The following is a 12,310-nucleotide window of genomic DNA, read 5'->3' as shown; positions in this document are numbered from 1 at the left end:
CGGTCGCTCAGTCGGCGTGCGGCGGGCCCGGGCGGCTCAGAACAGCGGCCACGGCACCGCGGGCATGTCGCCACGGGGCGCCGGGAACCGCTTCTGCCGCAACATCCGTTCACACCTCGCAGCGAGTGCGGCAAGCTCGCGGGGGGTGAGCAGCGGGGCCAATGCGTCGCCCAGGTCGGTGTCGAGGGCGGTACGCACCGTTTCGATGCCCGCGAGCTCGGCGGCATCCAGCTCGTCGCCGATCCACCCCCAGAGCACCGTGCGCAGCTTGTGCTCGGCGTGGAAGGTGAGCCCGTGGTCGACGCCGAAGCGGTGCCCGTCGGGCATCGGCAGGATGTGCGCGCCCTTGCGGTCGGCGTTGTTGGCGATCGCGTCGAACACCGCCATGCGGCGCAGGGCCGCGCTGTCTTCGTGGATGAGCGACACGGCGTTGTTGTAGTCGTCGGTGCCGTCGAAGACGTGCCGCCACCCGGTCGCCGGCACGGCGCTCTCGGCGACCAGGTCGACGGTGGCCTGCTCGGCATCCGGCTCCTGCCAGAACTGCACCATGCCCTCGCCGAGCGGACCGTCGCGCAGCCAGGTGCGCGGCACGACGTTCCAGCCGAGCGTTTCCGAGACGAGGTACGCGGCGACCTCGCGGTGGGCCAGGTTGCCGTCGGGAAAGTCCCAGAGCGGCTTCTCGCCGGCGATGGGCTTGTATACGACGTAGGTGTCGCCGATGCTGCCGAGAAAAGTGCCATTGGATGCCGAGGCGATACGCCCCGCGAGCTCGATATCACCGCTGCCGAGCAATGCGGCATCGATGTCCCCGTCGGCACCCGGGCCCAGGTCCGCGCCAGCGTCGACGCCCTCGACGCCGTCGTCCGCCACGGGCGCCTCGCTCATGTCAGAAGCCGCCCGGCAGCTCGCAGGTGTGGCCGTCTGGATCCATCGGCGTCGCGCAGAACGGGCAGAGCGGGCGACCGGCGCCGACGATCTCGCGGGTGCGCTTGGCGAACGCGCGGGCGGTGCCGACCGGGATGCGCAGCAGCATCATCTCGTCGGGCTCCGCCTCGGCGGCATCCGGGTCCTCGTCGAGAACCAGCGGGAACGCCTCGATCACGACCTGGGCGGTGGTGGCGTCCCAGCCGAGGCTCATCGTGCCGGCGCGGAACTGCTCCTCCACCGGCTGCTCGAGCGGGTCGTTGTCGACCAGTTCGACCGGGGTCGACGCGGGAACGCTGAACGGGTTGCCGTCGTGCACCATCAGTTCGTCGAGGATCTCGTCGATCTTCTCGGCGAGCAGGGCGGACTGCTCCTTCTCGAGCGCGAAGCTCACGACGCGCGCTCCGTTGCGTGCCTGCAGGTAAAACGTGCGCGACCCGGGGCTGCCGACGGTGCCGACGACGACCCGGTCGGGCCAGATCAGTTCGTGAACGATGGGTGGCATGTCTTTACCTTACGAGCGTGGTGGTGGGGGAGCCTGCGTGCCAGCGCCGCCGCCGACCGGGGCGTCGCCGGCGGGGGCGACCTGGCGCATCCACGACAGGTCGCCGGAGTCGGTGTTGGTGGCGATCACGTCGGGTCGGTGGGCGCCGTAGCGGATTATGGAGACGGATGCCGGGCTCACCGAGATGCGCTGAAACAGGTCGAGGTGCATACCGAGAGCGTCGGCGAGTATCGACTTGATGATGTCGCCGTGGCTCACCGCGACCCAGACCGCGGCCGCGCCGTGCTGCGCCTCGATCGCGGCATCCAGTCTCCTGATGGCGGAGACCGACCTCGCCTGCATGGCGGCCATCGACTCGCCGCCCGGAAAGACGACGGCCGACGGCTGGCTCTGCACCGTTGCCCACAGCGGTTCCTTGGCGAGGTCGGTGAGCGTGCGGCCCTGCCAGTCGCCGTAGTCGCACTCGGTGATGCCGCGTTCGGTGGGAGCCGGGGGAGTGCCGTCCTGGCGCTCGAGGATGGCACGGGCGGTCTGGCGGCAGCGCTCCAGCGGGCTGGAGACCACCGCGGCGAGGGGAACCACGCTGAGCCGTTCGGCGGTGCGGGCTGCCTGGGCGCGGCCGACGCCGTCGAGCCTGACGCCGGCGGTGCGCCCGGCGAGCACGCCGGACGCGTTGGCGGTGGTGCGACCGTGCCGCACGAGAATCACAGTAGCCATTGGCGTAAGCCTAGACAGCGATTCCGTGCGGCACGGCCGGTTCAGCGCAAACGGGTCATGTCCATGGCCCTCGCCTGGTCACGGAGCTGTTCCCGCTTCATGGTCGCGTCGCGAACCACGGTCGAAGCGGCATGCCTGCGCTGCAGTTCTCGCCGGGTGGGGCGACGCCCCCAGCGGATGAGGGCGACGCCGAGGTGCAGCGCCGCGCGATCGAGGGGGCCGGTGCGGCGCTCGGCGGGGCGCCTGTCGGGTTGGGGTGGGTGGTCGGTACGTTCCGGCGCTCTGGCCAGCTCGGTGTTCATGGTGGTCCTTACGAGGGTGCCCGGCAACCGTTCGGGCGCGACGAAGCGCCGGCGGGGTCGCCGAATAACGGGGAGGGCCGCTGGATAGCGGCGAGACGCCGCGAACGCGGCGAGTGACGCTAGAGGAGCGTCACGTGGCGGGGTGAAAAACCGGGCGCATCCGAGACGGAGCGAGCCGATCGGGCTTCGAGAGCGTCACCACCGACTGGACCGGTGGATGACTGCAGCCGGGTCAGGCGGTGACGACGCCGACGAAGCCGGCGGTGGAACGGGATGGGACGTTCGTTGAAATAAACACGCGGGCTCCTTTCGTTTCTGGCGTAGGCATCACCGTAGTGGCGGGATCGTTGAGGGCGCAACAGTTTCGCGAAAGAACGTGCGGCAGGCGCATCCATGCCCACCATCGACCGCTCGGGTGCCCGCCATGGACGGACGTAGTCTGGGCAGAGTCGACGACGACCCCGGGCCGCGCCCGGTGACACCAGATGGGACACCTCATGACAGACACCACATCGCACGACGACCTCACCGAGTCGCGCATCATCCTCGGGCTCATGCGCATCACCGACATGGAGACCGCCGACATCCGCGACCTCGTGGCCGGCGCGCTGGACGCGGGGATCAACTACTTTGACCATGCCGACGTCTATGGCGGAACGCGGCACCGTTGCGAGGAGAGGTTCGGCGAGGCGGTGTCGTTCACGCCGTCCGAGCGCGAGGACGTGGTCATCCAGTCGAAGGTCGGGCTGCGCGAGGGGTTCTGGGACTTCTCCCGCGAGCACATCCTCACCACCGTCGACGAGTCGCTCGCCGCGCTGCAACTCGAGCACCTCGACGTGCTGCTGCTGCACCGCCCCGACACCCTCGTCGAGCCCGAAGAGGTCGCCGCGGCGTTCGACGAGCTGCACGCCGCGGGCAAGGTGCGCCACTTCGGGGTGTCGAACCACACCCCGGGGCAGGTCGACCTGCTTAAGAAGCACGTGAATCAGCCGCTGATCATCAACCAGGTGCAGCTGAGCATCACCCACGCGCCGATGATCGCGCAGGGCATCGCCGCGAACATGGCAGGCCTCGACCAGTCGGTCGTGCGCGACACCGGCATCCTCGACTACAGCCGCCTGCACGGCATGACCCTGCAGGCCTGGTCGCCGTTCCAGCGCGGGTTCTTCAACGGCGTGTTCCTCGGCGACCGCGAACACCACGCAGAGCTCAACGACGTGATCGACGAACTCGCCCGCCAGTACGACGTGCCGGCGGAGGCCATCGCCACGGCATGGATCACCCGCCACCCGGCGCGCATGCAGGTCGTGCTCGGCACCACGAAGCTCGCGCGCGTGCAGGCCAGCGCGCTCGGCGCCGACCTGCCCCTCACCCGCGAGGAGTGGTATCGGCTGTTCCGTGCCGCCGGGTACGAACTGCCATAACCGAGCGACCACCATCGAAACAGGAGTAGACCCATGACCGAAATCAGCCACGTCGTGCTCGTGCAGTGGAGCCAGGCGGCCACGCCCGACGCGAGAAGCGAGATCGCGCGACAGCTGCTCGCGTTCCCCGCGGGCATCCCCGGCATCGTCTCGGTCGTCGAAGGCGTGAGCGCGAGCCCCGAGCAGCTCGAGCGCGGCTTCGAATACGGCTTCATCGTGCGTTTCGAGAGCGCCGACGCCCGGGACGCCTACCTGCCGCACCCCGTGCACGTGGAGCTGGCCGACCTGATCGGCGCGAACGCCGAGAACGTGCTCGTCTTCGACATCGCGGCGTAACGCGACGACAGAGCAGCACACCGCGCGATGCGCCCCAGAAGTGGGGCGCATCGTCGCGCCCGCACCACGAATTGCCCCGAATGTCACCCGAACGGGGAGGTTTTACACGGTCGTAACGAGTTGTATACAAGGCCGGTAAGTCGCGAGTGATTGTATTCAATCTCCACAGTCCCCTGACTTACCGACCGAGAGATTCGTATGTCCCCATCGCACTCGCGCTTCAGGGCGCAGAAGTCCAGTTTCACTGCACGCAAAGCCTTGGTTCCGATCCTCGCCCTGGGCCTCGCGCTCGGCGTCGCCGGCTGCCAGCAGGTACAGACCGTCGACGAGAGCCCGCAGGGCGAGGACGTCACGTCGACGCCCATCGGCGACCAGACCATCGTCGAGGGCGGCGATCTCGTCATGGCACTGTCTGCCGAGCCCGACCGCCTCGACCCCACGACCTCCTCGTCGCTCTACACGCGCTACGTCATGCAGACCATGTGCGAGAAGCTCTACGACATCGACGCCGACGGCGAAATCGTGCCCATGCTGGCCGAGGCGCTGCCCGAGATCTCCGACGACGGCCTCACCGTGACCATCCCGGTGCGCGAGGGCATCGTCTTCGCCGACGGCTCCGATCTGGATGCCGCTGCCGTCGCCCAGACCATCGACCGCGGGCTCACCCTCGAAGGGTCCTCCCGCCGGAGCGAGCTCGGACCGATCGAGAACATCGAGGCCGTCGACTCCAGCACCGTCGAGATCACCTACTCCGAGCCGTTCGCGCCGCTGACCGCAGCCCTCGCCGACCGCGCCGGCATGATCCTCTCCCCGCAGGCCCTCGCCGAGAAGGGCGACGCCTTCGGCGACAGCCCGGTGTGCGTCGGCGCGTTCAAGTTCGTCGAGCGCGTGCCGCAGACCTCGATCACGGTCGAGCGCGACCCGCTCTACTACGACGCCGAGAACGTGCACCTCGACACCATCACCTACCGCATCATCACCGACTCCAGCATCCGCTCGGCGAACCTGCAGTCCGGCGACGTGCAGGTGGCCGACTCCATCTCGACCCAGGACATCGGTGCGCTCTCCGAGTCCGAGGGAATCGAGGTGCTGCAGGTCGGGTCGCTCGGCTACCAGGCCGTGACCATCAACGTCGGCAACGTCAACGGCGTCGGAACGCCACCCGAGCTGATCGACACCCCGCTCGCCACCGAGGCCACCGTGCGCCAGGCACTGTCGATGTCCGTCGACCGCGAGGCGCTCGTCGAGTCGGTGTTCAGCAACTGGTATTCCGCAGCCTGCTCGCCGATCTCGCCAGACAGCCCATACAGCTCCGAGGCGAGCGAGGCCTGCCCGGAGTACGACCCCGAGGCGTCGCTCCAGATGCTCGAGGAGGCTGGCGTGACCACGCCGTTCCCCATCGAGATGGAGGTCACCAACAATCCAGACACGCTGCGCTTCGCGCAGGCGCTGCAGGCCCAGGTCGCCGAGGGCGGATTCGAACTCACCATCTCGCCGGTCGAGTATTCGACGCTGCTCGACGTGCAGACCCAGGGTGACTTCGAGTCGCTGCAGCTCGGCTGGTCCGGCCGCGTCGACCCGCACGGCAACATGTTCAACTTCCTCTCCACCGGGGGCGGCAACAACTATTCCGGGTACAGCAACCCCGAGGTCGACGACCTGCTGAACGAGGCATCGTCGATCAACGACTCCGACGAGCGCGCCGAGCTCTACGGCCAGGTCATGGAGATCGTGCAGGAGGAGAACCCGATCATCTACCTGTACCGGGTGCGCAGCCTCACCGCGCACACCAGTGACGTCGCCGGGGTGGAGACCTTCGCCGACGGCGTCGTGCACCTGTCGAACGCGGCATTCGTCGAGGCGGGCTGACCTCCGAGATGACTCGTTACCTCCTCACCCGCCTGTGGCAGTCCGCCATCACCCTGATCCTGGCGTCGCTCGTCGTGTTCATCGGCGTGCGCCAGCTGCCGGGAGACCCGGCACTCGCCATGGCGGGTGAGGAGGCCTCCCCGGAACGCCTCGCCGAGATCCGCACCCAACTCGGCCTCGACGAGTCGATCGTCACCCAGTACTTCTCCTTCATCGGCAACATGCTGCGGGGCGACCTCGGCGAATCCACCCGCACCGGCACCGCCGTCACCGACCTCATCGCGTCGACGCTGCCGGTCACCCTGTGGTTGTCGGCCTACGCGCTGATCGTCGCCATCGTGGTCGGCGTGCTGCTCGGCGTCATCGCCGAGCGGTTCCGCGGCAAGTGGCCGGAGTGGATCGCCAACGCCTTCGCGCTGATCGGCCTCTCCGTACCCAATTTCTGGCTGGGCATCCTCGCCATCCTCTACCTCGCGGTGGGGCTCGGGTGGTTCCCCGCGTCGGGATACGTGCCCATCGAAGAGAACCCGATTGCCGGCATCCACAGCCTCACCCTGCCGGCGTTCATCCTCGGCACCGGCCTCGCCGCGGTCATCATGCGGCAGACCAGGGCGTCGATGATCGAGACCATGAAGATGGACTACGTGCGCACCGCCCGAGCCAAGGGCCTGGGCCGCGGCACGGTTCTCTTCCGGTACGGACTGCGCAACTCGCTCATCGTCGTCGTCACCATCGTCGGGCTCCAGCTCGGCGGCCTGATCTCCGGTGCCGTGGTCACCGAGCGCATCTTCGCGCTCCCCGGCTTCGGCAAGCTGACCCTGGACTCGGTGTTCACCCGCGACTACCCGGTCATCCAGGCCGTGGTGCTCATCATCACGGTGGGATACATCCTCATCAACCTCGCCGTCGACATCCTGTACTCCGTCATCAACCCGAAGATCCGGGTTGGAGGAAGCAACTGATGACCACTATCGAAACGCCTCCCGTCGACAGCTCCGCCGCGAGCCTCGGCTCCGCGCGCGGACGCCTCTGGAATTCGCTCCGGCACAACCCGCTCGGCCTCACCGGCGGCATCATGCTGCTCGTCGTCGTGCTCACCGGGCTGCTCGCCCCGGTCATCGCCCCGTACGGACCGTCGGAGGTGCACTTCGACGGGACCTTCCAGGCGCCGGGCACCGTCGGCTACATCCTCGGCACCGACGACCTCGGCCGCGACATCTTCTCGCGCATGGTCTACGGCATCCAGGTGTCGCTGCAGGTCGGAGTGCTGTCGGTGCTCCTCGCCGTCGTCGTCGGTACCCCGCTGGGGCTGCTCGCCGGCTACTGGCGGTGGCTCGACGGCATCATCTCGCGCCTGACCGACGTGACCCTCGCCTTTCCGTTCCTCATCATCGCGGTGGCGCTCGCCGCCATCAGCGGGCCGAGCCTGAGCAACGCGGCGATCGCGCTCGGGGTCGCGCAGATTCCGACGATGATCCGGGTGGTGCGCGGCGAGACGCTGCGCATCAAGGAGACCGACTTCGTGATGAGCGCAACGACGATGAACGCCAGCGGCCTGCGCATCATCTTCAGGCACGTGCTGCCCAACTGCATGTCGGCCATCATCGTGCAGGCGACGGTCATCATGCCGGTCGCCGTGATCGGCGAGGCCCTGCTGTCGTTCCTCGGGCTCGGCATCCAGCCGCCGGCCTCGAGCCTCGGCATCATGCTCTCGGACGCCCAGCAGTACGTGACACGCTCTCCTACCGCCGCGATCTTTCCCGGCATCGCCATCGCCGTGATCTGCCTGGGGTTCCACCTCTTCGGTGACGCGCTGCGCGATGCCCTCGACCCGACCAACACGACGCGAAAGTAACCCCGTGCCCTTCACTCCGGCTCCACTCCACCTCACCCGCCCCGACCTGCAGGGCACGTTCGGCATGACCGCGAGCACGCACTGGCTCGCCACCGCCAGCGCGCAGGCCGTGCTCGAGCGCGGCGGCAACGCGTTCGACGCCGCCACCGCCGCCGCATTCGTGCTGCACGTCGTCGAACCGCACCTCAACGGCCCGGGCGGAGACATGACCGGGGTGTTCGTCACCGCCGACGCGCCATCCGAGCCGACGGTACTCATGGGGCAGGGGCCGGCGCCGCTCGCCGCGACCATCGAGTACTTCGAAGGGGAGGGCCTCGAGCTCGTCCCCGGGTCGGGCGCCCTCGCCGCCGCAGTGCCCGGCGCGGTCGACGCGTGGCTCATGCTGCTGCGCGACCACGGCACCTGGGAACTCGACGCAGTGCTCGAGTTCGCCATCGGCTACGCCCGCGGCGGATATCCGGTGCTCGACCGCGTCTGCCGCACCATCGAGACCGTCGCGACACTGTTCGAGGTGCACTGGCCGACATCGAAGGACAGGTGGATGCCGGGAGGCCGCATCCCCGTCGGCGGCGAGGTCGTCACCAACGAGGCGCACGCGGCGACCCTCGACCGGCTCGTCGCGGCGGGACACGACGGGGCCGCCGCCACCCGCGAGGACCGCATCGACGCCGCCCGCGCGGCGTGGAGCACCGGGTTCGTCGCCGAGGCGGTCGTCGACTTCATGACCACGGAACACCGCCACTCGTCGGGCACAGACCACGTCGGCATCATCACCGCCGACGACATGGCCGCATTCAGCGCGAGCTACGAACCTGCGCTCACCGCCACCTTCCGCGGCAAGACCATCGCGAAGACCGGGCCGTGGGGCCAGGGGCCGGTGCTGCTCCAGATGCTGTCGATCCTCGAGGGATTCGACGACGAACGCCTCGACCCGTCGACCGCGCTCGGCGCGCACACCATCCTCGAGGCCGAGAAACTCGCGATGGCCGACCGGGAGGCGTACTACGGCGACGGCGACGTTCCCATGGACTACCTGCTCTCGCCCTCCTACGCCGCAGAGCGGCGCGCGCTCATCGCCGACACCGCATCGCACGAGGTGCGGCCGGGCTCGGTGCCCGGGTACCAGCCGTTCCTGCCGACGCTGCGCACCGAATACCTGCCGCCCGCGCTCGGCGACGACGATGACGGGCCAGCCGGCGTCGGCGAGCCCACCGTCTCCGCGACCGGCGACATGCGCGGAGACACCTGCCACATCGACGTCGTCGACCGCTGGGGCAACATGGTCTCCGCGACGCCGTCTGGCGGCTGGCTGCAGTCGTCGCCCACCATCCCCGAGCTCGGGTTCTGCCTCGGCTCACGCCTGCAGATGAGCTGGCTCGAGGCCGGCTCCTCGTCGAGCCTCGTCGCGGGAAAGCGCCCGCGCACCACGCTCACGCCGACCATCGTGCTCGACGACGGCGTGCCGGTGACCGCGGTCGGATCACCGGGCGGCGACCAACAGGACCAGTGGCAGCTGCTCTACCTGCTGCGCACCATCGTCGGCGGCTACACCCCGCAGGAGGCGATCGACGCACCCGCCTTCCACACCACCTCGTTCGCCGGATCGTTCTGGCCGCGCACCTGGACCCCCGGCGGCGCCGTCGTCGAGGACCGTCTCGGCGACGACGTGATCGCAGAGCTCGAGAAGCGCGGGCACCGCGTCACCCGGGCGGGCGACTGGTCGCTCGGGCGCCTGTCATCCGTCTCGCACGATCCAGACACCGGCGTGCTCTCCGCCGCCGCCAACTCACGAGGAGCGCAGGGCTATGCCGCTGGACGCTGACGTCAGGAACCACACCACGACCATCCCCACCGCGCCGCTGCTGTCGGTACGCGACCTCGAAGTCACCTTCGGCGACGCCGACCAGCCGGTGCTGCACAAGGTCAGCTTCGACGTGCGACCGGGAGAGCGCGTCGCGATCGTCGGCCAGTCCGGATCGGGAAAGTCGACGATCATCGGCGCGATCCTGCGACTGCTGCCCGGCTCGGGCCGCATCTCGGGTGGATCGATCATGCTCGGCGATGACGACCTTGCCACCGCGGGCGAGAAGCACATGCGCAGCGTCCGCGGAAGCCGGATCGGACTGGTGCCGCAGGATCCCGCATCCAATCTGAACCCGTCGATGAAGGTCGGCGCACAGATCGCCGACGGCCTCGTCGCGCACGGCATGACCGGCAAGGCGGCCATCACCCAGCGGGTCGTCGAGTTGATGACCGAGGCGGGGATTCCGGATGCCGCGCGCCGCTCCACCCAGTTCCCGCACGAGTTCTCGGGCGGGATGCGGCAGCGCGTGCTGATCGCCATCGCGATGTCGCGGGAACCCGAGTTGCTCATCGCCGATGAACCGACGTCGGCGCTCGACGTGACGGTGCAGCGGCAGATCCTCAACCACCTGCAGACCCTCGTGGTCTCGCACGGTACGTCGCTGCTGTTCATCACCCACGACCTGGGTGTGGCCGCCGACCGCACCGACCGCATCATCGTGATGCTCGACGGCGACATCGTCGAGACCGGAACGCCGGCCGAGATCCTGCTCAACCCGCAGCATGAGTACACCCGCCGGCTCGTTGCCGCCGCACCGACCGCCACCACGGTCGCGGCGCGCCCGACCGCCGCCGAGCTCGGGGTTGCCGACAAGATCCTCAACGAGCCGATCCTCGTCGTCGAGAATTTGGTGAAGGAATTCACGCTGCGCGGCCAGCGCGGCAGCATCCTCCGGGCGGTCGACGACGTCTCGTTCTCCGTGCCCCGCGGCACCACCACCGCGATCGTCGGCGAATCAGGGTCGGGCAAGACCACCGTCGCGCGCATCGTGCTCGGGCTCGAGAGCGTCACCAGTGGACACGCGAGCATTGACGGGCAGACCATCACCGCGAGCCGCGGCGCCGAGCGGGCGGCACTGCGCCGCAAGGTGCAGCCGGTGTTCCAGGACCCGTACGGCTCGCTCGACCCGACGTACAGCATCGAGCGGCTCGTCGACGAGCCGCTGCGCATCTTCGGGGTCGGCGACCGCGCATCCCGCCGCACGCGCGTCGGCGAACTGCTCGACCAGGTCGCGCTGCCCCGGAGCATCGCCCAGCGCCGGCCCAACGAGCTCTCGGGCGGCCAGCGGCAGCGCGTCGCGATCGCCAGGGCGCTGGCACTCGACCCGGAGCTGCTGATCTGCGACGAGGCCGTCTCGGCGCTCGACGTGCTCGTGCAGGACCAGATCCTCGAGTTGCTCGATTCGCTGCAGAAGCGCCTCGGCATCAGCTATTTGTTCATCACCCACGACCTTGCAGTCGTGCGGCAGATCGCGAATAGTGTCATTGTCATGAAACAAGGAAAGATCGTCGAGAACGGGAGCGTCGATGACGTCTTCGCCCGTCCGGCCGCGGAATACACCCGCGATCTCCTCGGCGCCATCCCCGGCGGTGCCTTTGCACGCTGAGCTCGACCGGGTGTCGAAGGTCAGCGTGCAGGATGCCATCCGCCGCGACATCATCTCCGGCGTGCTGCAACCGGGCACCCGGGTGACCGAGGCGTCGCTGTCGAAGACGCACGGGGTCTCCAGGGTGCCGGTGCGCGAGGCGCTCCACGCCCTCGAGGCCGAGGGGTTCGTGGAATCCCGGGCCAACGTGGGGTCGAGCGTCGCCGCCATCCCGGTCGACGACGCCGACGACCTGTTCGCGGTGCGGGAGGCCCTCGAGGTCGCGACCGCGCGGCGCGCGGCGGCGAGGGCCGCGGCGCACTTCAGCGCAGACGCGCCCCCGCCCGACGAGTGGTGGCGCATCCGCCGCATCCTCGCGGCCATCCTCGACGACGGCGACGCGGCCGTGGAGCGTGACGACCTCGACCCGCTGGTCGACCTCAACAACCGGTTCCACCTCGGCATCGCCGACCTCAGCGGGAGTCCGTCGCTCGGGGTGCTGCTGCGGCAGCTGTCGGGCAAGATCGAGTGGCTGTACGCGTCGGACATGGAGTCGCGCGGCAAGAAGCTGTGGCCAGAGCACCGCGTCATCCTGTCGGCCATCGATGCCGGCGACGTCGACCGCGCGGGCGAGCTGATGCGGTGGCACGTGCGGCAGTCGCGCATCGGCTACCTCAGCCGCTCAGACGACCCGACCCCGTCGTCGGAGCCCGAGGTCAACGAGGCGATCGCCCGCGCGGTGCGGTGAGGCGGGGTTCGCGCGGCGCCCGGGGCGTGCGGGCACCCGGTGTGCGGCGGCGCGGTTCCCGGCGTGCGGCGGCGCATTACCCGGTGTGTGGCGAGTGTCGGCGGCACGGCGCCCCCCCCCCCGCCCCCCCCCGGGCGCGGGCGCCCCGGGAGCGCCGCCCCCCCGCCGCTCCTGCGCCCCC

12 protein-coding genes are annotated in these 12,310 nt (G+C 69.3%); 8 read left to right on the top strand and 4 right to left on the bottom strand.

Features of this window, described 5'->3' with window-relative positions:
- Positions 1-36 precede the first annotated feature (36 nt).
- The 4 genes from G5S38_RS12050 to G5S38_RS12035 form a co-directional block, all read right to left on the bottom strand.
- Positions 37-804, bottom strand: a complete 768-nt coding sequence (locus G5S38_RS12050) for an SCO1664 family protein (protein ID WP_165068999.1) — start codon at positions 802-804, stop codon at positions 37-39.
- A gap of 82 nt (positions 805-886) precedes the next feature.
- Positions 887-1,429 (bottom strand): DUF3090 domain-containing protein, encoded by a 543-nt coding sequence (locus G5S38_RS12045; protein ID WP_165068971.1) that lies wholly within the window; start codon positions 1,427-1,429, stop codon positions 887-889.
- 9 nt (positions 1,430-1,438) lie between these two features.
- Positions 1,439-2,146: a histidine phosphatase family protein gene (locus G5S38_RS12040; RefSeq protein WP_165068969.1), complete on the bottom strand. Its 708-nt coding sequence runs from the start codon at positions 2,144-2,146 to the stop codon at positions 1,439-1,441.
- Positions 2,147-2,187: 41 nt separating this feature from the next.
- The gene (locus tag G5S38_RS12035) at positions 2,188-2,448 is read right to left on the bottom strand and encodes a hypothetical protein (RefSeq protein ID WP_165068967.1); all 261 of its coding nucleotides are present in this window, start codon (positions 2,446-2,448) and stop codon (positions 2,188-2,190) included.
- A gap of 497 nt (positions 2,449-2,945) precedes the next feature.
- Here G5S38_RS12035 and G5S38_RS12030 point away from each other — a divergent pair, with 497 nt between their 5' ends.
- The 8 genes from G5S38_RS12030 (at position 2,946) to G5S38_RS11995 (ending at position 12,129) form a co-directional block, all read left to right on the top strand.
- Positions 2,946-3,872: an aldo/keto reductase gene (locus G5S38_RS12030; protein ID WP_165068965.1), complete on the top strand. Its 927-nt coding sequence runs from the start codon at positions 2,946-2,948 to the stop codon at positions 3,870-3,872.
- A gap of 33 nt (positions 3,873-3,905) precedes the next feature.
- Positions 3,906-4,208 (top strand): Dabb family protein, encoded by a 303-nt coding sequence (locus tag G5S38_RS12025; protein ID WP_165068962.1) that lies wholly within the window; start codon positions 3,906-3,908, stop codon positions 4,206-4,208.
- A 258-nt stretch (positions 4,209-4,466) separates the two neighbouring features.
- A complete protein-coding gene (locus G5S38_RS12020; protein WP_235929050.1) occupies positions 4,467-6,077 on the top strand; it encodes an ABC transporter substrate-binding protein in 1,611 nt (536 codons plus the stop codon).
- A gap of 8 nt (positions 6,078-6,085) precedes the next feature.
- Entirely contained in the window at positions 6,086-7,039 is a 954-nt protein-coding gene (locus G5S38_RS12015) for an ABC transporter permease (RefSeq protein WP_165068957.1), read from the top strand.
- Positions 7,039-7,932, top strand: a complete 894-nt coding sequence (locus G5S38_RS12010; protein ID WP_165068954.1) for an ABC transporter permease — start codon at positions 7,039-7,041, stop codon at positions 7,930-7,932. The genes G5S38_RS12015 and G5S38_RS12010 overlap by 1 nt, the downstream gene beginning before the upstream one ends.
- 64 nt (positions 7,933-7,996) lie before the next feature.
- The gene (locus tag G5S38_RS12005; protein ID WP_201276674.1) at positions 7,997-9,754 is read left to right on the top strand and encodes a gamma-glutamyltransferase family protein; all 1,758 of its coding nucleotides are present in this window, start codon (positions 7,997-7,999) and stop codon (positions 9,752-9,754) included.
- On the top strand, positions 9,738-11,402 hold the full coding sequence (locus G5S38_RS12000; protein ID WP_165068949.1) for a dipeptide ABC transporter ATP-binding protein: 1,665 nt from the start codon (positions 9,738-9,740) through the stop codon (positions 11,400-11,402). The genes G5S38_RS12005 and G5S38_RS12000 overlap by 17 nt, the downstream gene beginning before the upstream one ends.
- Positions 11,386-12,129, top strand: coding sequence for a GntR family transcriptional regulator (locus tag G5S38_RS11995; protein WP_235929049.1), 744 nt, complete (start codon positions 11,386-11,388; stop codon positions 12,127-12,129). The genes G5S38_RS12000 and G5S38_RS11995 overlap by 17 nt, the downstream gene beginning before the upstream one ends.
- The last annotated feature ends 181 nt before the right edge of the window (positions 12,130-12,310 follow it).

The organism is Marisediminicola senii, from assembly GCF_011057645.1.
GTDB lineage: Bacteria > Actinomycetota > Actinomycetes > Actinomycetales > Microbacteriaceae > Marisediminicola > Marisediminicola senii.
The sequence above is the reverse complement of the archived record's forward strand: the minus strand, read 5'-3'. Positions and strand labels throughout refer to the sequence as shown.